The organism is Streptomyces sp. NPDC000404 (genome assembly GCF_040300365.1).
GTDB lineage: Bacteria > Actinomycetota > Actinomycetes > Streptomycetales > Streptomycetaceae > Streptomyces > Streptomyces ramulosus.
In genome coordinates this window covers 457,698-480,151 of record NZ_JBEPDN010000005.1, presented here as the reverse complement: position 1 = coordinate 480,151, position 22,454 = coordinate 457,698, and the positions used below count along the sequence as shown (strand labels likewise).

Sequence of the window (22,454 nt, the reverse complement as noted above, 5' to 3'; positions counted from 1 at the left end):
GACATCGGCCTCGTCGGGTACGAGATGGCCCTCCTGGTCGACCGCGCAGGCAACGTCCTCACCCCCGACCTACGCGCCGAACTCCAGGGCAGCCTTCTCAACTAGCAGACAAGCAGTGCGTTTCCCGCCATCGGCCCATTAGGGTTCGAGGGCGCGACCGGCGTCAGACAGGCAAGTTGGAGGAGGAGACGTGGCAACGCCCCCTGACGGGTACCCGTACGGCCCCGGACAGCAGTCCGGTGGCCAGGGCGAGACCCCTCACAACCGCTTCAACTTCCCGTCCGCGCCGAGCCGCCGGCCGCAGCGGCAGCAGCCGCCGCGGCAGCAGCACCCCCCGCAGTCCCCGCCCGGTCCGTACGCCCCCCAGCCGTACGAGCCGTCGGTGTACGAGCCCCCTCGGACGCCCGGTGTCCCGCCGGCGCGGCCGCAGCCCCCGGCGCCCCAGGCGTCCGCGGGCGGCGCGCACAATCCGTTGGTGCGCCCGTACGCCATGACCGGGGGCCGGACCCGGCCGCGCTACCAGCTCGCCATCGAGGCGCTGGTCAGCACCACGGCCGACCCGTCCCAGCTGCAGGGGCAGCTGCCGGAGCACCAGCGCATCTGCCACCTCTGCCGCGAGATCAAATCAGTTGCCGAGATCTCCGCGCTTCTCTCCATCCCCCTCGGCGTCGCCCGGATCCTCGTCGCCGACCTGGCGGAGGCCGGACTCGTCGCCATCCATCAGCCCGGCGGGGACGAGACCGCCGGCGGACAGCCAGATGTGACACTGCTCGAAAGGGTGCTCAGTGGACTTCGCAAGCTCTAGCGGTGCAGCCCGCTCCACCACCTCCGCGAAAATCGTGGTGGCGGGCGGCTTCGGCGTGGGTAAGACCACGTTCGTCGGGGCCGTCTCAGAGATCAACCCGCTGCGCACCGAAGCCGTTATGACCTCAGCGTCTGCGGGGATCGACGATCTCACGCACGCGCCGGACAAGACGACGACGACCGTGGCGATGGACTTCGGCCGCATCACCCTGGACCAGGACCTGATCCTGTACCTCTTCGGTACGCCGGGTCAGGACCGCTTCTGGTTCATGTGGGACGACCTGGTACGCGGCGCCATCGGCGCCGTCGTCCTCGTCGACACCCGCCGCCTCGCCGACTGCTTCCCCGCCGTCGACTACTTCGAGAACAGCGGCCTCCCCTTCGTCATCGCCCTCAACGGCTTCGACGGCCACCAGCCGTACACGCCGGACGAGGTCCGCGAGGCGCTCCAGATCGGGCCGGACGCCCCGATCATCACGACCGACGCGCGCCACCGGTCCGAGGCCAAGAGCGCGCTGATCACGCTCGTGGAGCACGCGCTCATGGCGCGCCTGCGGTAGCGCCTGACGGCGCGGTTCTTCCGACGTACGGCGAAGGCCCCCGGTCACCTGGCTGCCAGGTGAGCGGGGGCCTTCGCGGTGTCGGCCGACCGGCCGCGTCAGTCCTCGACGAAGTGGTCGAACTCCCCCGCCTTCACTCCGAGGATGAACGCCTTGAGGTTGGCGGGGGTGGTGGTGAGGACCACCTCCGGGTCGTCGCTCTCGCACAGCTTGATGGTGTTGTTGTCGGGGGCGGCGACGTGGAGGCAGTTGGCGCCCTCGTTGCTGTACGAAGACTTCTGCCAGCCGAGCATGGGCACGGTCATTCCTCTCAGGTGTTCTCTGCAATCCGGCGGATCAGATCACGCGACTCACCCGGTTTCAGTGCCCGAGACTCCATCCGGTCCAGCACTGTCCGGTACTTCTCCAACTGAGCCTCGGCATCCAGGAAATCACACCCGAATTCCGTGTCGAGCTCCACGGTGTCCAGCTGAGGCACAAGGCCGGAAGCGTAGACGATGGGATGGCCGGAGACCGGAAACGATGCCTCGCCGAAGGGGATCACGGCCACTGAGATGTGATCGTGTTCGCTCATCTCTGCCAGGTAGTTGAGTTGCGCGCGAGCCGCTTCGGGGCCGCCGTGGCCCATCCGGAGTGCAGCCTCGTGAACGATCACCGAAAGCGGGGTCGGGTGATCGCCATAAAGCACCGCCTGCCTTCTGATGCGGAACGAGACACGGTGCTCCACCTCGTACGCAGGAAGTTGCGGAACGTTCTGGCGGAAGATCGCGCGTGCATACTCCGCCGTCTGCAACAGACCGGGCATCTGGAGCATGACCGCCACACGCAGCGCTGTCGCCGTGTGTTCGAGTTCTGCCACGTCCACCAGACCGGCGGGCAGCATCTCGCGGTACTCGTCCCACCACCCACGGGTGCGGGGCCCGGTCATGCCGGCGAGGGCGTCCACGTAAGCCTGGTCGGCACAGCTGTAGTTGGCCGCCAGTGTGCGTACCCGCTCGGCGCTCACCGCGTACCGGCCCGCTTCGATGTTGCTGATCTGAGCCGGGGTACCGCCGAGACGCTTCGCCGCCTCGGTCGACGAGAGGCCCGCCCGTTCTCGGAGTTTGCGCAGCTCAACGCCGAGTCTCTGCTGACGCATGACGGATGTCTTGCGTGACGACATCTGGCCCTCCCTCTTACCCCGCCGACCGCCTCGCCGTCACCCACACGAAGGGTTTGACAACTTCTCGCGAGATCGATGACAAGTTTTACATGAACTTCGCTACGGTGTGACCCGGGCCACTCCACTGGCTCCCCAACTCCCTGATGAGCAGGAGGACTCCATGACCACCGTATCGCCACAGGACAGCACCCCCGACCGCACCGGAACCCCGCATCCCGTCGGCTCGCTGCACCCCGAACTCACTGCCATGGCAAATGAGTTGAGCCCGCGTCTCTTCGCCGTCGTTCAGCAATATCCCGTCGAAGGAGGGGAGTTCGACGGGCACATCGCCGCTTGGGGACTGGCGTACAAGGACGGGGAGGCGGACGTGGTCGGCACCGCCGGGGGGACGTTTCTCAGTCTGCGGTCGCCGGAGAGCGCGGTGTGGTGGTTCGGGCGGCGGAAGGGTACGCAGGCCTGGCTGATCTGGCCGGGGGCGGAGGACTCCCCCGGGAAGCTGTCCGCCTGACGGCGGTCAGGCGGACAGCGTTTCGCCGACGGCCGTGAGCAGCAGCGCGAGGGAGGTGGCGCCCGCGTCGGGGTGGCCGAGGCCGAGGTCGCCCATGCGGGCGGCGCGGCCGCGGGACGGGGTGAGGGCGGCGGTCGCGGCGGCGGCGCGGGTGGCGGCCTCGGCGGCGGCGCGCCAGGACTTGGCGGGGTCGTCGGCGGTGTGGGCGCGCAGGGTGCGGCGGAACGGTTCGAGGGCGTCGAGCAGGGTTTTGTCGCCGACGCGGGCGCCGCCGAGTTCGGCGACGGCGCGGTGGGCGGCGTCGGCGGCGTCGGCGAACAGTTCGGTGGTGCAGGGGCCTTCGGGTGCCCTCGTCAGGACGGCGCCGGTCTCGGCGAGGAGGGCGCCGTAGAGCGCGCCGGACGCGCCGCCGGAGGCGTCGGCGAGGGCGAGTCCGGCGGCGAGCAGGGCGGCGCCGGCGGTGCGGGGTGAGGCGGGGCCGGTTTCGGCGGCGCGGGCGGCGGCGACGGCGGCGCGCAGTCCGCGGACGATGCCGATGCCGTGGTCGCCGTCCCCGGCGACGGCGTCGAGGCGGCCGAGTTCGTCCTCGTGGGCGGCGACGGCGTCGAGGGCGGCCCGGAGCGCGGCGGTGGCGGGGAGGTCGAGGGTGTCCTGCGCGGTGGCGGCGGCCGGCGCGGCGGCTTCCGGAGCAGCGCCGGGCGCGGTCCGGGCGGCCGGGACCCGCGCGGCCTCCGTGGCCTCGGCGGTCTCCGCGCCCTCGTCCTCCCCCGTACGGTCGTCGTCGCCGAAGGCGTGCCCGCCCGGCAGGCTGCGGAAGGCCGGGGTGTCGCAGGGTGCGTCGTAGAGGGCGGCGAGTTCGTCGTCGAGGGCCATCAGGGAGAGGGAGACGCCGGCCATGTCGAAGGAGGTGACGAACTCGCCCACCTCGGGGCGGTACGGCTTGAGGCCGGCGGCGCGCAGGCGGCGGCCCACCTGGCGGTAGACGACGAACATCTCCTCGTACTTGGTGCGGCCGAGGCCGTTGAGGAGGACGGCGACGCGGCCGGTGGCGGCGGGCGGCAGTTCGGCGAGGAGCGGCTCGACGAGCGCGTCGGCGAGTTCGGTGGCGGTCAGGGCGCCGGTGGTGCGCAGGCCGGGCTCGCCGTGGATGCCCATGCCGAGTTCGGTGGTGCCGGGGGCGACGGTGAAGAGCGGTCCGGCGGCGCCGGGCAGGGTGCAGCCGGCGAAGGCGGCGCCGAAGGTGCGGGTCATGGCGTTGGCGTGGGCGGCGAGGCGGGCGACGGTGTCGAGGTCGTCGCCGCGGTCGGCCGCCGCTCCGGCGATCTTGAAGACGAAGAAGTCGCCGGCGACGCCGCGGCGGTCGCGGGAGGGGTCGATCTCCTGTCCGTCGGCGGGCGGCGGGCCGCTGGCGACGTCGTCGGTGACGAGGACGGTGCGCACGTCGGTGCCCTCGGCGGCGAGGCGGCGGGCGGCGAGGCCGAAGTGCATGACGTCGCCCGCGTAGTTGCCGTAGGTCATGAGGATTCCGGCGCCGCCGTCGGCGGCGCGGGCGGTGCGGTAGACCTGTTCGGCGCTGGGGCTGGCGAAGACGTCGCCGACGGCGGCGGCGTCGGCGAGACCGGGGCCGACGAGTCCGGCGAAGGCGGGGTAGTGGCCGGAGCCGCCCCCGATGACGACGGCCACCTTGCCGGGGCGGGGGGCGTGCCGCCCGACGACGCCGAAGGCGTCCGGGACGCGGCGGACGGTGCGTGCGTAGGCGTCGGCCAGCCCTTCCAGCCAGTCCTCGCGGAAGGTCTCGGCGTGGTGTCCGGGGCCGACGGGGGCGGTGGTCATCAGGGGCACACTCCTTTGTTTCGTCCCTGTTGGATTTAACACCTACATCACAGATCACGTCACCCCTTGCCCCAGAAATCCCGGGGCCACCTGGGAGAACAGCCGCTCAAAATCCCCTCGCATCACATCTTGCATGTGAAGATCTCAGGATTGATGATGCTCGCATCGTGCGTGCCGCCCGGCCGCGCCCGCGCCGGACGACCCGGCTCCCCTGCCCCGACCCGCCGTCCGCCGTCCCGCGGCGGCACCCGCCCCACGGAGGCGTGACATGGCACCACCCACCCTGTTCGACCGGATCGGCATCCCGAGGCCGCTGGTCTTCGGCTACCTCGGCGTCCTGCTGTTCATGGTGGGCGACGGCGTCGAGTCCGGTTTCATCGCACCGTTCATGGCGGATCACGGCGCCGGGACCGAGGTGCACGCCTCCTATGTGATCACCGCGTACGGCGTGACCGTCATGCTCGCCTCCTGGCTCTCCGGGGCGCTGTCGGACCTGTGGGGTCCGCGCCGGGTGATGCAGCTGGGGCTCGCGGTGTGGATCGTCTTCGACGTCCTCTTCCTCACCCTCGCCATCGGCCCGCAGAACTACCCGCTGATGCTGGTCTTCTACGGTCTGCGCGGCTTCGGCTACCCGCTCTTCGCCTTCGGATTCCTGGTCTGGATCACCGCGACCGCCCCGAAGGCGCGGATGGGCACCGCCGTCGGCTGGTTCTACGTCGCCTTCACCGGCGGTCTGCCGACGCTCGGTTCGCTGGTGGCGGGCGCGACCAATCCGCTCTTCGGCCACCTGGGCACGCTGTGGGTGGCGCTGGCGATCATCGCGGTCGGCGGCGCGTTCTGCCTGCTCGGGGTGCGTGAGCGCACCGGGTTCGCGCGGCTGGCGCCGCCGGAGGTGCGGCCGGTGCAGTCGCTGCTCTCCAGCCTCTCCATCGCCTGGACGCATCCGAAGGTCGCCGTCGGCTGTGTGGTGCGGATCATCAACACCGCGCCGGAGTTCGGCTTCCTGGTGTTCCTGCCGACGTTCTTCGCCAAGGAGCTGCACTTCGGCGAGGGCCGCTGGCTGACGCTGCTCGCCGTCATCTACGGCACCAACGTCTTCTGCAATCTCCTCTTCGGCGTGATCGGCGACCGGATCGGCTGGCGGCGCACGATCGCGTCGTTCGGCGGCATCGGCTGCGCGCTCACCACGCTGACGCTGTACTTCGTCCCGAAGGCGGTCGGCGGCAACTACACGGTGGCGCTCGTCGTCGGCATGCTCTACGGCGTGACGCTCGCCGGGTTCGTCTCCATCTCGGCGCTGATCCCGGCGCTCGCCCCCGACAACAAGGGCGGCGCGATGGCGCTGCTCAACCTGGGTGCGGGCGGCGCCGCGTTCGTCGGACCGGCGATCGTCAGCCTCTTCCTGGGGCCGCTGGGCCCGTCCGGCGTCGTCATCATCTTCGCCGCGCTGTACGTCGTCTCGGCGCTGCTGACGCTGTATCTGAAGACGCCGGAGGAGGAGCGGGGCGCTGCCGAGCAGGTGCCGGACGGGCCGGACACGGCGCCGGAGCCGGTCCGCGCCTGACCTTCCGCGGATACGCCCCGGGCCCCGCACCTGTACACGGTGCGGGGCCCGGGGCGTATCCGGCGGGGTGTCAGCGCTGCCAGCTGGTCGCGCCGTGGAAGCCGTGCTGGCGCTCCAGGCGGCGCCAGCGCGCGGCGGTGGCGCGGGGGCGGGCCGGGGCGGCGGGCCGGTGGGCGGCGCGGGCCAGGAGCACGGCGGTCAGGGCGGCCAGCTCCTCCTCGCTGGCCTCGCCCTTCTCCACGCGGATGGGGGTGGCTGCGGAATTCATCTCGTACGTCTCCGTCGTCTTCTTCGTCGTCTGTGTTGCAGTGATCGCCCGCGTCGCCGGTCGGGCCGGCGGGCGGCTACTGCGGCGGGTTGCCGTGCTTGCGGGCGGGCAGGTCCGCGTGCTTGGTGCGGAGCATCTCCAGCGAGCGGATCAGCGTGTGGCGGGTCTCGGCCGGGTCGATGACGTCGTCCACCAGACCGCGCTCGGCGGCGTAGTAGGGGTGCATCAGCTCGGACTTGTACTCCTTGACCATGCGGGCGCGCATCGCCTCGGGGTCCTCGGCGTCGGCGATCTGCCGGCGGAAGATCACGCCCGCGGCGCCCTCGGCGCCCATCACCGCGATCTCGTTGGTGGGCCAGGCGTAGGTGAGGTCCGCGCCGATGGACTGCGAGTCCATGACGATGTACGCACCGCCGTACGCCTTGCGCAGCACGATCGAGATCCGCGGCACCGTGGCGTTGCAGTACGCGTAGAGCAGCTTGGCGCCGTGGCGGATGATGCCGCCGTGCTCCTGGTCGACGCCGGGCAGGAAGCCGGGGACGTCCAGCAGCGTGACGATCGGGATGTTGAAGGCGTCACACATCTGCACGAAGCGGGCGGCCTTCTCGGACGCCTCGATGTCGAGGACGCCGGCGAGCGACTGCGGCTGGTTGGCGATGATGCCGACGACCCGGCCGTCCAGCCGCGCCAGCGCGCAGATGATGTTGGTCGCCCAGCGCTCGTGGACCTCCAGGTACTCGCCGTCGTCGACGATCTCCTCGATGACCTTGTGCATGTCGTACGGGCGGTTGCCGTCCGCGGGGACCAGGTCGAGCAGGGCGTCGCCGCTGCGGTCCGCGGGGTCCTCGCACTCGACGACCGGCGGGTTCTCGCGGTTGTTGGCCGGGAGCAGCGAGAGGAGGTAGCGGACCTCTTCGAGGCAGGTGGCCTCGTCGTCGTAGGCGAAGTGCGCCACGCCGGAGGTCTCGGCGTGCACATCGGCGCCGCCCAGGCCGTTCTGGGTGATCTCCTCGCCGGTCACCGCGCGGACCACGTCCGGGCCGGTGATGAACATCTGGGAGGTGTCGCGGACCATGAAGACGAAGTCCGTCAGGGCGGGGCTGTACGCCGCGCCGCCCGCGCAGGGGCCGAGCATCACGGAGATCTGCGGGATGACGCCGGACGCCTTGGTATTGCGCTGGAAGATGCCGCCGTAGCCGGCGAGCGCGGAGACGCCCTCCTGGATACGGGCGCCGGCGCCGTCGTTCAGCGAGACCAGCGGCGCGCCCGCCTGGATCGCCATGTCCATGATCTTGTGGATCTTGGTGGCGTGCGCCTCACCGAGGGCGCCGCCGAAGATCCGGAAGTCGTGCGCGTAGACGAAGACCGTCCGGCCGTGGACCGTGCCCCAGCCCGTGACCACACCGTCGGTGTAGGGCTTCTTCGCCTCCAGGCCGAAGCCGGTCGCCCGGTGCCGGCGCAGCGGCTCCACCTCGTTGAACGAACCCTCGTCGAGCAGCAGCTCGATCCGCTCGCGGGCGGTCAGCTTGCCCTTCGCGCGCTGGGCTTCGGTCGCCCGCTCGCTGGGGCCTCGGTACGCCTGCTCGCGGATCGCGTGCAACTCGGCGACGCGCCCACGGGCGTCGGTCGCGCCCGCGGGCACCTCTTCGACAGTGGTCATGCATCGACGGTACGTGGGCGAGGGCCCGGGCGCCGATGTCAGTTTCGTACAACGTCGGATGCGATTTGGTGGGCAAGCAGTACAGAAGCCTCCTGTACGTGAGGTCGCCGCACTGGTCCGTTCGGGTGGGGTGCGGCCCGTGTGCTGTATGGGGCCGACAAAACCGGGGCGGGCACAAGAGGGCCCGCCGGAGGGCGTCCGCGCCGGTCAGCGCAGTGTGAGGGTGGCGGCGTGGGTGGCGCAGACGGTGCCGGGGGTGAGCCGCAGGCGCAAGGTGCGGCCGGTGGCGAGGACGGCGATGCCGGGGTCGTGGTGCGGTACGGCGGCGACCGGGCGGTCCCAGACGATCTCCACGGGGTCGCCGGTCCGCTCGGGCGCGGCGGCGTGCAGGGTGGCGGTGCGCGGTCCGGTGCGGCGGACGAGGAGGCTCACCGGGCCGTCGGCGGTCAGCGGACCCGCGGTGCCGGGGGCGAAGAAGTTGGCTGCGGTCAGGCCGAGCGGGCCGGCGGTGACGGCCTGCTGTGCGGCGGTGTGGGCGAGGACGGTGAGCCACCGGTGGTCGGCGGCGCGGGCGGCGACGGCGCGGGGCGTGGCGCCGGGCATCAGGAGGTAGCGGTAGCGGGCGCCGTCCGGGTCGGTGCCGTGGTCGTGCCAGAGGGTGAGGTAGCGGCGGGTGAGCGGCGTGGCGTCGGAGCCGGTGTTGATGGAGTGCCAGGAGCCGGTGCGGTCCTCGCGCAGGGTGTGCAGCGCGGCGCCGCCCGGCAATCCACCGGGGAAGACGTATCCGCCGTGTCCGGCGAGGTGGGCCCAGCGGGCGTCGGGGAAGGTGCACACGGCGCCGGGGGTGGTGGGTTGCGGGTGGCCGTCGACGGTGAGGGCGGCGTCGGCGGCGGTGCCGAGGGCGCGGTTGTCGACGATCGTTTCGACGGGTACGCCGTCCTCGGCGGTGATCCCGGCGCCGAGGCAGACGACGGTGTCGTCGAGGAAGAACCACGACTTGCGGGCGGTGAGGGTCGAGCCGAGGCCGCGCAGGTGCTGGCCAACGGCGGCGTAATGGCCGTCGGTGGTGCCGCCGACCCAGCGGACGTCGGGGCGGGGCGCGCCGAAGGCGCCGCCCTCGTTGTCGGCGAGGCGTTTGGTGGAGACGGTGGTGCCGGGCATCCGGTAGGGGTCGACGGTGGGCCAGAAGGCGTCGGTGTACTGCCCGCCGCCGCCCTCCCCGGCCCACCAGGAGAGCATGCCGGCGCCGGTGTGCCAGCCGCGCGGGTTCTCGCCGTTGCCGTTCTCGTAGTGGGCGATGCGGTCGGAGGCCATGGCGAGACCGGCGGTCCAGCCGGGGCGGCGGTGGACGGCGCGGTCCATGGCGGGGAAGAGGCGGTGGCCGGCCGGCTCCGGGGCGGGCACGGCGGGGCCGTCGGCGACGGCGGCGAGACGGGCGAGGTCGGCGACGGGGTACTGGCGGTCGGTGCGGACCGGCAGCACCCGGTCGCGGGCGATATGGCCCTTGACCAGGGCGTGCCAGCGTTCGCGGTCGGTCTCCTCGGCGCTCTCGGCGAGCAGGGTGACGGCGGCGAGGAGGGCGTGGCCGTGGTAGTGGTCGCTGCGCGGGACGCGGCGGTCGTCGGTGAGCAGGGCGCCGCGGCTGACGGCCCGTCCGCTGACCATGTCCATCATCAGCCCGTCGTGGAGCAGCGGCGCGTAGGCGTGGGTGACGCTGTCGAGGACGGTGCGGCGGGCCGGGTCGGTGACGGCCCACTCGCTGCCGCCGAGCAGGGCGAGGAGTCTGCCGATGCCGTCGAGGAGGACGTAGCCGTAGGTGCCGGAGTAGGCGACGGCGGTGTGCTGGACGAAGGAGCCGTCGGCGTAGAGCCCGTCGCCGCGGGTGACGTAGGGGAAGACCGGGGAGAGAGCGTCGCGGGCGAGGGCGATCTTGGCGGGGGCGCGGCCGAGGACGCCGCGGAGCGCGACGACGCGGCACAGGTCGACGCGGTTGGCGCCGGTGCTGGTGCCGGTGTACGCGCCGAGCATCGCGTCGGGGACGAAGTGGTCGACGGCGGCGAGGTGGCGGGCCCGGTCGTCGTCGGGGAGCGGGCCGCCGGGCAGATGGGTGTCGAGGACGGCGAGGGTGTCGAGGAGCTGCTGCGGGCTGCCGATCTGCCACTCCCACCAGTTGCCGTAGCGCTCGGCGCCCGCGTGGTAGACGGCGGCTTCGAGGTGGTCGAGGCCGGTCAGGACGGTGTCGGCGAGGACGGTGTCGCCGGTGAGCCCGGTGCCGGGTTGGGCGTACGCCTCGGCCATGGTGTGCAGCCGGGTGTAGCTGCGGGTGATCCCGGCGGGCGGGTCGAAGGGCTGGTCGGGCCAGAGCGAGGTGGCGGCGGGCCGCATGGCGGCGGCGAACCGTCCGGCCAGCGCGCCGGTCTCGCGCAGCGCGCGGGCGTACGGCTCGGCGGCCGGGTCGTAGCCGGTGCCGAGGACGAGGTCGGCCCAGCGGCGGCGCAGCACGGCGAAGGCGTCGTCAAAAGCGGCGGCCGCGGGTCTTCGGGCCGAGGCGGCGGGCGCGGCGGCGCCGAGGGCGGCGGCGCCCGCGGCGGTGGCGGTGGCGGTGAGGAAAGCGCGGCGGGACCAGGCGGAGGGGTGCGGCACGGTCGTTCCTCTCGGTGACGGCCCGGCGGCCGCGTCCGCCCACGGCGGCCCGGACCGGCCAACGGACCTTCAGGGAAGGGCACTTGGCGGGCGGAGCGCCGGTGTAGCACGGGGCACATGACAAGACAAGAACGTGGTGAAAGGGGAGGGAGCGGGCGGGGCGGACGGGGCGCGAGGGGCGCCGCGGGCGCGTCCCCCGCGGCCCTCACCCCCACTCCCCCGGCTCCGCTTCCCGCCTCGGCATCCCGGCCCGGGGTCCCGACCCCGACCGAAGAAGTTGAAAATTGAACGAGACCCGGTTACAGTCATTCTCGTTGAACGTTAAACAACAACTTCTTCCGAGGAGGAGCCATGGCTCTGTTCACCCGCAAGCGCGCCGCAGCCCCCGCCGCCCCCGCCCTCGTCGCGGCGGACCCCGCGCTCGCCGCCCTGACCGGCGACTACACGATCGACCCGGCCCACAGCACCATCGGCTTCGCGGTGCGCCACGCCATGGTCACCAACGTCCGCGGCTCCTTCGGCGCCTACGAGGGCCGCCTGCACCTGGACGGCGCCGAGCCGGGCCGCTCCACCGCCGCGCTGGAGATCCAGACCGCGAGCGTCGACACCGGCATCGGCGACCGCGACGCCCACCTGCGCGGCGGCGACTTCTTCGACACCGAGACGTTCCCGCTGATGACCTTCCGCTCCACCGCCGTCGAGCAGACCGCCGCCGACCGCTTCCGCGTCACCGGCGACCTGACGATCAAGGACGTCACCCGACCGCTCGCCCTCGACCTGGAACTCCAGGGCACCGCCACCGACGTCTACGGCGCCGAGCGCGTCGGCTTCGAGGGCAGCACCGAGATCCTGCGCTCCGAGTGGGGCCTGACCTGGAACGCCGCGCTGGAGGCCGGCGGCGTGATGGTCAGCGACAAGGTCAAGCTCACCTTCGACATCTCCGCGGTGAAGAACGCCGCCTGAGTGTCGTCCCATGCCGCGGCCCCGCGCCGGTCCCTTCCCCCGAGGGCCGTTCGCGGGGCCGCGTTGTCCGTACCGCCCGGCTACTCCTGCGGCTCCACCCCGGCGCGCAGCAGCCCGTACGCGTAGGCGTCGTCGAGCGCCTGCCAGGAGGCGGCGATGACGTTCTCGGCGACGCCGACCGTCGACCACTCGCCGTTGCCGTCGGTGGAGGAGATCAGCACCCGGGTGATCGAGCCGGTGCCCTGGCGGCCCTCCAGGATGCGGACCTTGTAGTCGACCAGTTCGATCCGGGCGAGCTGCGGGTAGATCCGCTCCAGGCCGACGCGCAGCGCCCGGTCCAGGGCGTTGACCGGGCCGTTGCCCTCGGCGGTGGCGACGATCCGCTCGCCCTTCGCCCACAGCTTCACCGTCGCCTCGTTGGCGTGCGAGCCGTCCGGGCGGTCCTCGACGATCGCCCGCCAGGACTCGGTGCGGAAGAACCGCGCGGCCCGGCCCCGCTCGCCGCCGCGTGCCAGCTCGTCGCGGAGCAGCAGCTCGAAGGAGGCGTCGGCGGCTTCGTAGGTGTAGCCCGCCAGCTCGCGCTCCTTGACCCGCGCGACGACCCGGCCGACCAGCTCCCGGTCGCCGCCGAGGTCGATGCCCAGCTCCTTGCCCTTCAGCTCGATCGAGGCGCGGCCGGCCATGTCGGAGACGAGCATCCGCATGGTGTTGCCGACCAGCGCCGGGTCGATGTGCTGGTAGAGGTCCGGGTCGACCTTGATCGCGGAGGCGTGCAGCCCGGCCTTGTGCGCGAACGCCGAGACGCCGACGTAGGGCTGGTGGGTGGCGGGCGTGAGGTTGACGACCTCGGCGATGGCGTGCGAGATGCGGGTGGTCTCGGCGAGCTTGCCGGGCGGCAGCACCGCGCGCCCGTACTTCAGCTCCAGCGCGGCGACCACCGGGAAGAGGTTGGAGTTGCCGACCCGCTCGCCGTAGCCGTTGGCGGTGCACTGGACGTGGGTGGCGCCGGCGTCCACCGCGGCGAGGGTGTTGGCGACGGCGCAGCCGGTGTCGTCCTGGGCGTGGATGCCCAGCCGCGCGCCGGTGTCGGCGAGGACGGTGCGGACGACGGCGGCGACCTGCGCGGGCAGCATGCCGCCGTTGGTGTCGCAGAGGACGACCACATCGGCGCCCGCCTCGCTCGCGGTGCGCACGACCTGCTTGGCGTAGGCGGCGTCCAGCGCGTAGCCGTCGAAGAAGTGCTCGCAGTCGAGGAAGACCCGGCGGCCCTGGTCGCGCAGGTAGGCGACGGTGTCCGCGACCATCGCGAGGTTCTCCTCGGGCGTGGTGCGCAGCGCCAACTCGACGTGTCCGGCGTGGGACTTGGCGACCAGCGTGACGACCGGGGCGCCGGACTCCAGCAGGGCGGCGACCTGCGGATCGTCCTCGACGCGGACCCCGGCCTTGCGGGTGGCGCCGAACGCGACGAGCTGGGCGTGGCGGAAGTCGATCTCGGTGCGGGCGCGCTGGAAGAACTCGGTGTCGCGGGGGTTGGCGCCGGGCCAGCCGCCCTCGATGAAGCCGACGCCGTAGTCGTCCAGATGGCGGGCGAGGGTGAGCTTGTCGGCGACGGTGAGGTTGATGCCCTCGCGCTGGGCGCCGTCGCGCAGCGTGGTGTCGAAGACGTGGAAGTCGTCGGGGACCGCGCCGGCGGGGCGGGGCTGGGGCGACGCCGGGGCTGTGTGTGCGTCCGTCATGCTGGTCTGGCTCCTGTCGGGATCTCGGTCTACCGGAATGACCGGCTCCACCGCCCCTCCATGTTCCCTCGCGCTCCGCCTTCCGGTGCCGGGTGGGTCCGGAAACGAAAAAACCCCTCGCGGGTGCGAGAGGTCTGCGCGCGGGTCTGGGACGACGAGGGCCGCGCCGTACGCGGTAGGTACGGGGCGGTCACTGCGGACCGGCGCGCCTGCTGCCAATAATCATGGCGAACGAGAGCACGGGGGCAGTCTGGCACGGCGCCCCCGGCCCGGGGTAACCGGTCTCACGATGCGGGCGCCGGTCCGGGCGCGAGCTGAGTGCCGCGGTCCGGCGGCGGCCCGGGGAGAGGGCCGCCGCCGGCCGGCCGACGTCCGGGCAGGCTCGGGGGGACCGGCCCGGTGCGTCGTGGCAGGGCGTCCGCCGGTCAGGGTCCGTACGGGCGCCGTGGTGCGGGGCGGGCCGGACGGCTGGCGTCCGGCCCGGTGGAGCGGGTCAGGCGGGAGCCGCCGCCTGCTCGTCCGCCGCCGCGCCGTCCTTGCCGACGCGGTGCAGGTCGATGGTGCGGGTCTCGCGCATCGTCAGGTAGACGACGAGGGAGACGGCGGCGCAGCCGGCGACGTACCAGTAGTAGCCCGACTCGATGCCGCCGTTCTTGAACCAGAGGGCGACGTACTCGGCGGTGCCGCCGAAGAGGGCGTTGGCGATGGCGTACGGCAGGGCGACGCCGAGGGCGCGGATGCCGGTGGGGAACAGCTCCGCCTTCACACAGGCGTTGATCGAGGTGTAGCCGGTGACGACGACCAGCGCCAGCAGCGAGAGGCCGAGCGCGGGCCAGAAGGAACCGGCGTGCCGCAGCAGCGTCATGATCGGCACCGTCAGGAACGTCGAGCCGATCGCGAAGGTGATCAGCAGCGGGCGGCGGCCGATGCGGTCGGAGAGCCGTCCGGCGAGCGGCTGCAGGCACATGAAGAGGAACAGCGCGCAGAAGCTCACCAGCGAGGCGGTGGACTTCGCCATCCCCGCGCTGTTCGACAGGTACTTGGTCAGGTACGTCGTGTACGTGTAGTACGCCACGGTGCCGCCCATGGTCAGCGCGATGACGAGGAACGCCTCGCGCTTGTGGGCCAGCAGCGCCTTGAGGGTGCCGCGGTCGGGGTCGGTGGCGGCGTCCTCGTCGGCGGCGTAGACGTCGGTCTCCAGCATGTTGCGGCGCAGGTAGAAGACGACGGCGGCGCCGAGCGCGCCGATGATGAACGGAATCCGCCAGGCCCAGCTGTGCAGCGCCTCCTCGGACATCGTCCGCTGGAGGACGATCTGCAGGCCGAGGCCGAGGAGCTGTCCGGCGGTCATCGACACGTACTGGAAGCTGGAGGCGAAGCCGCGGCGTCCGGGGGCGGACGCCTCGGTCAGGTAGGTGGCGCTGGCCGCGTACTCGCCGCCGACGGAGAGGCCCTGGAGCATCCGGGCGATCAGCAGGACGGCGACGCCGCCGTAGCCCGCGACGGCGTAGGTGGGCGCCACGGCGATGAGGATCGCCGAGGCGGACATCAGCGTGACGGTCAAGGTGAGCGCCGCCTTGCGGCCCTTGCGGTCACCGACCCGGCCGAGCAGCCAGCCGCCGACGGGGCGCAGGAAGAAGCCGACCGCGAAGATCCCCATGGTGTTCATGAGGTTGGCGGTGTCGTTGCCCTTGGGGAAGAAGGAGTCCGCGAAGTACACCGCGAAGCTGGCGTACACGAACCAGTCGAACCACTCGACCATGTTCCCGGCCGAGCCGACCCAGATCTTCTTCCACTGTTCTGACCCCATAGCCGATCACGGTCGCCGACCGGCGCCCGCTCGGCAAGAGCACCGTCCGCAACGATCCCGCGTACTTGAGTGCGTTGCGTTCGCGGGGAGGGAATTTTTCCGGACGCGCCTTACGCCGGGGCCAGCGTCTCGTCGAGGAATTCCGCCACGTGCGCGCGGACCGTGGTGAGGTCCGTGCCCGGCAGGCCGACGACGAGGTGGGTGGCGAAGCCGTCGAGGAGGGCGCGGATGCGGGTGGCGAGGCGTTCGGCGTCGGCGGGGCGGAAGGTGCCGTCCGAGGCGCCCTCGACGAGGAGGGCGACGAGGTCGCGGTGCCAGGCGAGTTCGAGGTCGAGTTGGCTCTCGCGGGCCGCGTCGTCGGCGGTGCGGGTGCGGTTCCAGACCTCCAGCCAGAGCGTCCAGCGCGGGTCGCCGGGGCCGTCGGGGAGGTAGAGGCCGATGAGCGCGTCGAGGCGTTCGCGGACCGGGACGCGGCGGGCGAGGGCGGCGCGGCGGTCGGCGCCGAGCTGCTCCTCGCTCCAGCGCAGGGTCTGGAGCAGCAGCTCGTCCTTGGTGCCGAAGTAGTACAGGATGTGGCCGCTGCTCATGCCGACCTCGCGGCCCAGGCCCGCCATCGTCAGGCCCGCGAGCCCCCGGTCGGCGATGGTCGCCATCGCGGCGGCGAGTACCTGTTCGCGGGGCTGGTTGAGCCGCCGCCGGGGGCGGCGGGCGGGTCCGGACACGGGGGCCTCCGGGGTCGGCGGGGGTGTGACAGAAGGACCCTAGGGGACGACGGCGCATCCGCCGTCCCCGGTGGCCGTCAGGGCCGCGGCTGCTGCTGGGTGATGCAGTGGATGCCGCCGCCCGCCGCGAAGAGGGGGCGGGCGTCGACGAGGGTGACGGTGCGGTCCGGGAAGAGGCGGCGGAAGAGGGCGGCGGCCTCCTCGTCGCGCGGGTCGTCGAAGGCGCAGAGGACGACGCCGCCGTTGCAGAGGTAGTGGTTGAGGTAGGAGAAGTCGACGGGTGCGCCGTCGGCCTCGATGACGGTCGGCGCGGGGACCTCGACGACCTCCAGGCGGCGGCCCCGGGCGTCGGTGGCGGCGCGCAGCACCTCGGCGATCTCCTTGCCGACGGCGTGGTCGGGGTGGGCCGGGTCGGGCTGGCTGTGGACGAGGACGGTGCCGGGGCGGGCGAAGGCGGCGACGATGTCGACATGGCCGCGGGTGCCGAACCGGCCGTAGTCGGCGGTGAGTCCGCGCGGCAGCCAGATGGCCTTGGTGGTGCCGAGGTGGGCGTGGATCTCCGCCTCGACCTCCGCCTTGGTGCGGCCCGGGTTGCGCTCCGGGTCGAGCTGCACGGTCTCGGTGAGCAGGACGGTGCCCTCGCCGTCGACGTGCAGGCCGCCGCCCTCGTTGACCAGCGACGACGCATACGTACGGGCCCCGGCCAGGTCCGCGACGCGGGCGCCGATCCGGGCGTCGCGGTCCCAGCGGGCCCAGTCCTGGGCGCCCCAGCCGTTGAAGATCCAGTCGGTGGCGCCGAGCGCGCCCGCGCCGTCGGTGAGGAAGGTGGGGCCGATGTCGCGCATCCAGGCGTCGTCCAGCTCCGCCTCGACGACGTCGGTGTCCGGGCCGAGCAGCGCGCGGGCGCCGTCGGCCGCGGCGGGCGCGGCGACGACGGTGACCGGTTCGAAGCGGCGCACCGCGCGGGCCACCTCGGCCCAGGCGCGGCGGGCGGCCCGGAGCGTCGCGCCGCCCTCCGGGCCGAAGGTGGCGTTGGGGCCGGGCCACGCCATCCAGGTGCGGTCGTGCGGCGCCCACTCGGGGGGCATGCGGAAGCCGTCGGCGGCGGGGGTGTTCATGCGGGGTCCTCGGGGTTCGGGGGCGGGGCGCGCCGGGGCGGACTCCGGGGCGCGCCGTCCGCCCCGGCGGTTCACAGGAAGTACAGGCGGGACAGGGAGACGGACTCGGCCGGGTCGGAGCGCATCGCCTCGCCGTCGAGGGTGACCAGTCCGCTGCGGGCGTCGACCTGTACCTCGCCGGTCCGGGAGTTGCGGACGAGGTCGGCGGGGCCGATGCCGCGGGTGCCGCGGACGGCGACCCGGCGCCGCCGGGTGGGCAGCAGGTCGCCGCCCGCCTCGGCCGCGGCGCGGGAGACGAAGGCGACGGAGAGTTCGGCGGGCGCGGCGCCGTGCGCGCCGAACTGCGGGCCCAGGACGAGCGGTTCGCAGGTGTCGGTGGCGGCGTTCGGGTCGCCGGTGACGCCGTACGCGGGGAAGCCGGACTTCAGCACCAGCTGCGGTTTGGCGCCGAAGAACCGCGGCTGCCACAGCACGATGTCCGCCATCTTGCCGGTCTCGATCGACCCGATCTCGTGCGCCAGGCCGTGCGCGATCGCCGGGTTGAGGGTCAGCTTGGCGACGTAGCGCAGCACCCGGGCGTTGTCGTCGTGCGGCCCGTCGCCGTCGAGCGGGCCCAGCTCCGCCTTCATCTTCCCGGCCATCGCGAAGGTCCGCCGGACGGTCTCCCCGGCCCGGCCCATGCCCTGCGCGTCGGACGAGGTGATGCCGATGGCGCCCAGGTCGTGCAGGACGTCCTCGGCGCCCATCGTCCCGGCGCGGATGCGGTCGCGGGCCATGGCGGCGTCGCCGGGCAGGTCGGTCTTGAGGTCGTGGACGGAGACGATCATGCCGTAGTGCTCGGCGACGGCGTCCCGGCCGAAGGGCAGCGTGGGGTTGGTGGAGGAGCCGATGACGTTCGGGACACCCGCCATCTTCAGGACGTTGGGGACGTGTCCGCCGCCGCAGCCCTCGATGTGGAAGGCGTGGATGGTGCGGCCTTCCAGGGCGGCGAGGGTGTCCTCGACGGAGAGGCATTCGTTCAGGCCGTCGCTGTGCAGCGCCACCTGCACGTCGTGCTCCTCGGCGACGCGCAGCGCGGTGTCCAGCGCGCGGGTGTGGGCGCCCATGTCCTCGTGGACCTTGAAGCCGCAGGCGCCGCCCTCGGCCAGCGCCTCGACCAGCGGCGCCGCGCCGGAGGACGAACCGCGGCCCAGGAAGCCGATGTTGACCGGCCAGGCGTCGAAGGCTCCGAACGCCCGGCCCAGCGCCCACGGCGAGTTGACGCCGACGCCCCAGACCGGCCCGAACTCCTGGCCGATGATGGTGGTGACGCCGGAGGCGAGCGAGGCCTCCATCACCCGCGGAGAGAGCAGATGGACGTGGGTGTCGACGGCGCCGGCGGTGGCGATCAGTCCCTCGCCGGAGACGATGCTGGTGCCGGTGCCGACGACGACGTCCACCCCGTCGAGGGTGTCCGGGTTGCCGGCCCGTCCGACGGCGGCGATCCGCCCCTCCCGGATGCCGATGGACACCTTGCGGATGCCCTGGACGGCGTCGATGACCAGGACGTTGCTGATCACGACGTCGCAGGTGTCGCGGACGGCGGCGGCCTTGAGGTGGAGCCCGTCGCGGGCGGTCTTGCCGAACCCGGCGAGGAATTCGTCGCCGGGCTTCTGGGCGTCGGACTCGACGCGGACGACGAGCCCGGAGTCGCCGAGGACGACGCGGTCGCCGGCGCGCGGCCCGTGCACCGACGCGTACTCGTGGGGATCCGTCACGACTGCTCCTCCGCTCCCAGATAGCCGCAGGCCCTCGCCCGCCGCAGCGCTTCGGCCCTGGCCCCCGGCGCGTCCAGCGGCCCGTCGACGAGCCCGGCGAAGCCGATGGCGATGCGGTCGCCGCCGATCGGCACCAGCCCGACCTCGGCGGCGGCGCCGGGGTCGAACCGCACGGACGCACCGGCCGGGACGCACAGCCGCATCCCGTAGGCGGCGGCACGGTCGAAGTCCAGCCGGGGGTTGGCCTCGAAGAAGTGGAAGTGCGAGGTGACGCTGACCGGTACGGACGCGGTGTTGCGGACGGTGAGCCGCAGCGCCGGTTCGGGCTCCGGGTCCGCCGGGCCCGGCAGGACGGCGCCGGGCCCGTACGGATCGGGCACCGCGCCGCGGATCGGGTCGCTGACGACGGCGAGCCGGGAGCCGTCGTCGAAGACCGCCTCGACCTGCACCTCGGTGACGACGTCGGCGACGCCGGGCAGGACGTCGTCCGGGCCGAGCACCGAGCGCGCCGCCTCGATCGCCTCGGCGAGCCGGCGTCCGTCGCGGGCCGCCTCGCAGACCGCGTCCGCGATCAGCGCGGTCGCCTCGGGGACGTTCAGCCGCACCCCGCGGGCCCGGCGCGCCCGCGCCAGCTCCGCGGCGCCGAACAGCAGCAGCCGGTCGCGTTCCGTCGGGGTCAGCCGCATCCTCACACCTCCAGCTCGATTTGAGCGTCACTCTAACTATGGAGGCAGGATTAGCGGAAGGGACCACCGCAGAAAAGCGAGGATCGATTGACTGACGCTCTAATAAAACCCCTCCCGGACGCGCACCGGGCCGCCACCCATGGCGGGTGGCGGCCCGGTGCGCGTGCGGGGGCGGGATCAGCCCAGGGGGTGCATCCAGCCGTGCGGGTCGGCGGCGGCGCCGGTCTGGATGTCCAGCAGCGCCTTGCGGAGCTTCATGGTGACCTCACCGGGCCGGCCGTCCGCGACGTCCCAGCAGCCGTCCGCGGACTTCACCGAGCCGACCGGCGTGATCACGGCGGCGGTGCCGCAGGCGAAGACCTCGGTGAGCGTGCCGTCGGCGGCGCCCGCCTTCCAGTCCTCCACGCTGATCCGCTCCTCGGCGACCTCGTAGCCCAGGTCGGCGGCGATGGTCAGCAGCGAGGCACGGGTGATGCCGGGCAGCAGCGAACCGGTCAGCTCCGGGGTGACGATGCGGTTACCGAAGACGAAGTAGAGGTTCATGCCCCCCATCTCCTCGATCCAGCGGCGCTCGATCGCATCCAGCCAGACGACCTGGTCGCAGCCCTGTTCGGCGGCCTGGGCCTGGGCGACCAGCGAGGCGGCGTAGTTGCCGCCGGTCTTGGCGGCGCCGGTGCCGCCGGGGACCGCGCGGACGTACTCCTTCGACAGCCACACCGACACCGGCTTCACGCCACCGGGGAAGTAGGCGCCCGCCGGGGAGGCGATGACGATGAACAGGTACTCGTTGGCGGGCCGGACGCCCAGCCCGACCTCGCTGGCGATCATGAACGGCCGCAGGTAGAGCGACTCCTCGCCGGAGGCGGGCACCCATGCCTTGTCCTGGGTGACCAGCGCGTCGCAGGCGGCGATGAAGGTCTCGACGGGCAGCTCGGGCATGCCGATGCGGCGCGCGGAGTCCTGGAAGCGGCGGGCGTTGGCGTCCGGGCGGAAGGTGGCCACGCTGCCGTCGGGGCGGCGGTACGCCTTCAGCCCCTCGAAGATCGTCTGCGCGTAGTGGAGGGTCATGTTCGCCGGGTCCATGGAGAGCGGCGCGTACGGCACGAGCTGGGCGTCGTGCCAGCCGCGGCCCTCCGTCCACCTGATCGTCACCATGTGGTCGGTGAAGTGCCGGCCGAAGCCCGGGGCCGAAAGGATCCGCTCCCGCTCGGCGTCGGACAGCGGGTTCGCGGAGGGCTTGAGTTCGATCGTGGGCGTCGTCATGAATGCGTGTCCTTACGCTGCGTCTGCCGGAGCCGGCGGCCCGGCGGGCGGGGCCGGGAGTGCTCGGGGTGCGGCACCGGTGCGGTTGTTGCGGCCGCGCGCCCCGGGTGCGGGGTGGCCCTGGCGTCAGGGGCGCCTCGTCGTCGCGGCCGGCGGTCCATGTCCGATTATCGCGCGCGGGTGTCCGACGGCGGAACGGGCGTGCGCGGGGGTCCTTGTCCGGCGTGCGCCGGTGCGGACCGGTTCGTCCGACCGGGATCCCCTCGGGCCGGTGGTACGTACACGGGATATACGGCACGGAGCGCCGGGCCTTCGCGGCCCGGCGCTCCGTGGTGTGGCGGTGCGGTGCGGGCGTCAGCCCGCTACTCGTGCGGCGAGCCGGTCACCGATCTCGTCGGTGGTGCGGGCCGCGCCGTCGCGGGCCTCCAGGTCGGCGGCGACCGCCTCCTCGATGCGGACGGCCTCGGCGTCGAGACCGAGGTGGCGCAGGAGCAGGGCGACCGACAGGATCGTGGCGGTCGGGTCGGCCTTGCCGGTGCCGGCGATGTCCGGCGCGGAGCCGTGGACCGGCTCGAACATCGAGGGGAACTCGCCGGTCGGGTTGATGTTCCCGGAGGCGGCGAGGCCGATCCCGCCGGTGACGGCGGCGGCGAGGTCGGTGAGGATGTCGCCGAAGAGGTTGTCGGTGACGATCACGTCGAAGCGCTCGGGCTGGGTGACGAAGAAGATCGTCGCGGCGTCGACGTGCAGATAGTCGGTGGTGACCTCGGGGTACTCCGCGCCGACCTTGTCGAAGATCTTCTTCCACATGTGCCCGGCGTGGACCAGCACGTTGTTCTTGTGGACCAGCGTCAGCTTCTTGCGGGGCCGGGCGGCGGCCCGCGCGAACGCGTCCCGGACGACCCGCTCCACACCGTAGGCGGTGTTGACGCTGACCTCGGTGGCGACCTCGGCGGGCGTGCCGGTGCGCAGGCTGCCGCCGTTGCCGGTGTACGGGCCCTCGGTGCCCTCGCGGACGACGACGAAGTCGATGTCCGGGCGGCCGGCCAGCGGGGTCGCGGTGTTCGGGAAGAGCTTCGACGGCCGCAGGTTCACGAAGTGGTCGAAGGCGAAGCGGAGCTTGAGCAGCAGTCCGCGCTCCAGCACACCGGAGGGGACGGACGGGTCGCCGATCGCGCCCAGGAGGATCGCGTCGTGCTCCTTGAGCGCCGCCAGCTCCTCGTCCGGGAGGGTGTCACCGCTCGCGTGCCAGCGCTTGGCACCGAGGTCGTACTCCTTGGTTTCCAGCTTGACGTCCTGCGGGAGGACGGCCGCGAGGACCTTGAGGCCCTGGGAGACGACCTCCGGGCCGATACCGTCACCGGGGATCACTGCGAGGCGAATGCTGCGAGACATGC

19 protein-coding genes and 1 pseudogene are annotated in these 22,454 nt (G+C 72.7%); 6 read left to right on the top strand and 14 right to left on the bottom strand.

All coding sequences use genetic code 11. The features are described 5' to 3' along the window. The 3 genes and pseudogenes from ABT345_RS12285 to ABT345_RS12275 form a co-directional block, all read left to right on the top strand. Window positions 1–105: pseudogene (locus ABT345_RS12285) on the top strand (roadblock/LC7 domain-containing protein); the annotation flags it as partial. Window positions 106–190: 85 nt separating this feature from the next. After that, entirely contained in the window at window positions 191–805 is a 615-nt protein-coding gene (locus ABT345_RS12280; protein WP_345085893.1) for a DUF742 domain-containing protein, read from the top strand. After that, the gene (locus tag ABT345_RS12275; protein ID WP_073447656.1) at window positions 786–1,364 is read left to right on the top strand and encodes a GTP-binding protein; all 579 of its coding nucleotides are present in this window, start codon (window positions 786–788) and stop codon (window positions 1,362–1,364) included. Before ABT345_RS12280 ends, ABT345_RS12275 begins: the two co-directional genes overlap by 20 nt. A 98-nt stretch (window positions 1,365–1,462) precedes the next feature. Here the strand turns inward: ABT345_RS12275 and ABT345_RS12270 are convergent, their stop codons facing one another. Then, window positions 1,463–1,657 carry a DUF397 domain-containing protein gene (locus ABT345_RS12270; protein ID WP_345086642.1) on the bottom strand — a complete coding sequence of 65 codons (195 nt, stop codon included), beginning with the start codon at window positions 1,655–1,657 and terminating at the stop codon, window positions 1,463–1,465. A gap of 17 nt (window positions 1,658–1,674) precedes the next feature. Beyond that, window positions 1,675–2,526 (bottom strand): helix-turn-helix domain-containing protein, encoded by an 852-nt coding sequence (locus ABT345_RS12265; RefSeq protein ID WP_345085896.1) that lies wholly within the window; start codon window positions 2,524–2,526, stop codon window positions 1,675–1,677. Window positions 2,527–2,686: 160 nt separating this feature from the next. Between ABT345_RS12265 and ABT345_RS12260 the strand changes: the two genes are divergently transcribed. Then, a complete protein-coding gene (locus ABT345_RS12260; RefSeq protein ID WP_345085898.1) occupies window positions 2,687–3,034 on the top strand; it encodes a hypothetical protein in 348 nt (115 codons plus the stop codon). 6 nt (window positions 3,035–3,040) lie between these two features. Here the strand turns inward: ABT345_RS12260 and ABT345_RS12255 are convergent, their stop codons facing one another. Beyond that, window positions 3,041–4,867, bottom strand: coding sequence for a dihydroxyacetone kinase family protein (locus ABT345_RS12255; RefSeq protein WP_345085900.1), 1,827 nt, complete (start codon window positions 4,865–4,867; stop codon window positions 3,041–3,043). Window positions 4,868–5,135: 268 nt separating this feature from the next. On the opposite strand from ABT345_RS12255, the gene ABT345_RS12250 reads away from it, so the two are divergent. Continuing rightward, the gene (locus ABT345_RS12250) at window positions 5,136–6,431 is read left to right on the top strand and encodes an MFS transporter (protein WP_345085902.1); all 1,296 of its coding nucleotides are present in this window, start codon (window positions 5,136–5,138) and stop codon (window positions 6,429–6,431) included. A 70-nt stretch (window positions 6,432–6,501) separates the two neighbouring features. On the opposite strand, the gene ABT345_RS12245 is transcribed toward ABT345_RS12250, so the two are convergent. The 3 genes from ABT345_RS12245 to ABT345_RS12235 all read right to left on the bottom strand — a co-directional run bounded on the left by ABT345_RS12245 (window position 6,502) and on the right by ABT345_RS12235 (window position 11,002). Further along, window positions 6,502–6,699, bottom strand: a complete 198-nt coding sequence (locus tag ABT345_RS12245; protein ID WP_345085904.1) for an acyl-CoA carboxylase epsilon subunit — start codon at window positions 6,697–6,699, stop codon at window positions 6,502–6,504. A 76-nt stretch (window positions 6,700–6,775) separates the two neighbouring features. Next, complete coding sequence (locus tag ABT345_RS12240; RefSeq protein ID WP_345085906.1) at window positions 6,776–8,359, bottom strand: acyl-CoA carboxylase subunit beta; 1,584 nt, start codon at window positions 8,357–8,359, stop codon at window positions 6,776–6,778. A 207-nt stretch (window positions 8,360–8,566) separates the two neighbouring features. Further along, the gene (locus ABT345_RS12235) at window positions 8,567–11,002 is read right to left on the bottom strand and encodes a polysaccharide lyase 8 family protein (protein WP_345085908.1); all 2,436 of its coding nucleotides are present in this window, start codon (window positions 11,000–11,002) and stop codon (window positions 8,567–8,569) included. Window positions 11,003–11,353: 351 nt separating this feature from the next. Between ABT345_RS12235 and ABT345_RS12230 the strand changes: the two genes are divergently transcribed. Continuing rightward, a complete protein-coding gene (locus tag ABT345_RS12230) occupies window positions 11,354–11,965 on the top strand; it encodes a YceI family protein (RefSeq protein ID WP_345085910.1) in 612 nt (203 codons plus the stop codon). An 80-nt stretch (window positions 11,966–12,045) separates the two neighbouring features. Here ABT345_RS12230 and cimA read toward each other — a convergent pair whose 3' ends face one another. The 8 genes from cimA to ABT345_RS12190 form a co-directional block, all read right to left on the bottom strand. Beyond that, on the bottom strand, window positions 12,046–13,701 hold the full coding sequence (cimA, locus tag ABT345_RS12225; protein WP_345085912.1) for a citramalate synthase: 1,656 nt from the start codon (window positions 13,699–13,701) through the stop codon (window positions 12,046–12,048). A gap of 493 nt (window positions 13,702–14,194) precedes the next feature. Further along, the gene (locus ABT345_RS12220) at window positions 14,195–15,511 is read right to left on the bottom strand and encodes an MFS transporter (protein ID WP_345085914.1); all 1,317 of its coding nucleotides are present in this window, start codon (window positions 15,509–15,511) and stop codon (window positions 14,195–14,197) included. Window positions 15,512–15,621: 110 nt separating this feature from the next. Continuing rightward, a complete protein-coding gene (locus ABT345_RS12215) occupies window positions 15,622–16,233 on the bottom strand; it encodes a TetR/AcrR family transcriptional regulator (RefSeq protein ID WP_345085916.1) in 612 nt (203 codons plus the stop codon). Window positions 16,234–16,310: 77 nt separating this feature from the next. Further along, entirely contained in the window at window positions 16,311–17,351 is a 1,041-nt protein-coding gene (locus ABT345_RS12210; protein WP_345085918.1) for an agmatine deiminase family protein, read from the bottom strand. Window positions 17,352–17,422: 71 nt separating this feature from the next. Next, window positions 17,423–19,108, bottom strand: coding sequence for an urease subunit alpha (locus ABT345_RS12205; protein ID WP_345085920.1), 1,686 nt, complete (start codon window positions 19,106–19,108; stop codon window positions 17,423–17,425). Then, on the bottom strand, window positions 19,105–19,794 hold the full coding sequence (ureA, locus tag ABT345_RS12200) for an urease subunit gamma (protein ID WP_345085922.1): 690 nt from the start codon (window positions 19,792–19,794) through the stop codon (window positions 19,105–19,107). The genes ABT345_RS12205 and ureA overlap by 4 nt, the downstream gene beginning before the upstream one ends. A gap of 177 nt (window positions 19,795–19,971) precedes the next feature. Then, window positions 19,972–21,057, bottom strand: coding sequence for a branched-chain amino acid aminotransferase (locus ABT345_RS12195; protein WP_345085924.1), 1,086 nt, complete (start codon window positions 21,055–21,057; stop codon window positions 19,972–19,974). Between the two features lie 354 nt (window positions 21,058–21,411). Further along, window positions 21,412–22,452, bottom strand: coding sequence for a 3-isopropylmalate dehydrogenase (locus ABT345_RS12190; RefSeq protein WP_345085927.1), 1,041 nt, complete (start codon window positions 22,450–22,452; stop codon window positions 21,412–21,414). Window positions 22,453–22,454: the final 2 nt, after the last annotated feature.

What these genes read in the sequence shown, in the direction of transcription:
- ABT345_RS12270 (WP_345086642.1), bottom strand. Translation starts at nt 1,657, where the DNA reads ATGCTCGGCTGGCAGAAGTCTTCGTACAGCAACGAGGGCGCCAACTGC.
- ABT345_RS12265 (WP_345085896.1), bottom strand. Translation starts at nt 2,526, where the DNA reads ATGTCGTCACGCAAGACATCCGTCATGCGTCAGCAGAGACTCGGCGTT.
- ABT345_RS12260 (WP_345085898.1), top strand. Translation starts at nt 2,687, where the DNA reads ATGACCACCGTATCGCCACAGGACAGCACCCCCGACCGCACCGGAACC.
- ABT345_RS12255 (WP_345085900.1), bottom strand. Translation starts at nt 4,867, where the DNA reads ATGACCACCGCCCCCGTCGGCCCCGGACACCACGCCGAGACCTTCCGC.
- ABT345_RS12250 (WP_345085902.1), top strand. Translation starts at nt 5,136, where the DNA reads ATGGCACCACCCACCCTGTTCGACCGGATCGGCATCCCGAGGCCGCTG.
- ABT345_RS12245 (WP_345085904.1), bottom strand. Translation starts at nt 6,699, where the DNA reads ATGAATTCCGCAGCCACCCCCATCCGCGTGGAGAAGGGCGAGGCCAGC.
- ABT345_RS12240 (WP_345085906.1), bottom strand. Translation starts at nt 8,359, where the DNA reads ATGACCACTGTCGAAGAGGTGCCCGCGGGCGCGACCGACGCCCGTGGG.
- ABT345_RS12230 (WP_345085910.1), top strand. Translation starts at nt 11,354, where the DNA reads ATGGCTCTGTTCACCCGCAAGCGCGCCGCAGCCCCCGCCGCCCCCGCC.
- cimA (WP_345085912.1), bottom strand. Translation starts at nt 13,701, where the DNA reads ATGACGGACGCACACACAGCCCCGGCGTCGCCCCAGCCCCGCCCCGCC.
- ABT345_RS12220 (WP_345085914.1), bottom strand. Translation starts at nt 15,511, where the DNA reads ATGGGGTCAGAACAGTGGAAGAAGATCTGGGTCGGCTCGGCCGGGAAC.
- ABT345_RS12210 (WP_345085918.1), bottom strand. Translation starts at nt 17,351, where the DNA reads ATGAACACCCCCGCCGCCGACGGCTTCCGCATGCCCCCCGAGTGGGCG.
- ureA (WP_345085922.1), bottom strand. Translation starts at nt 19,794, where the DNA reads ATGCGGCTGACCCCGACGGAACGCGACCGGCTGCTGCTGTTCGGCGCC.
- ABT345_RS12195 (WP_345085924.1), bottom strand. Translation starts at nt 21,057, where the DNA reads ATGACGACGCCCACGATCGAACTCAAGCCCTCCGCGAACCCGCTGTCC.
- ABT345_RS12190 (WP_345085927.1), bottom strand. Translation starts at nt 22,452, where the DNA reads ATGTCTCGCAGCATTCGCCTCGCAGTGATCCCCGGTGACGGTATCGGC.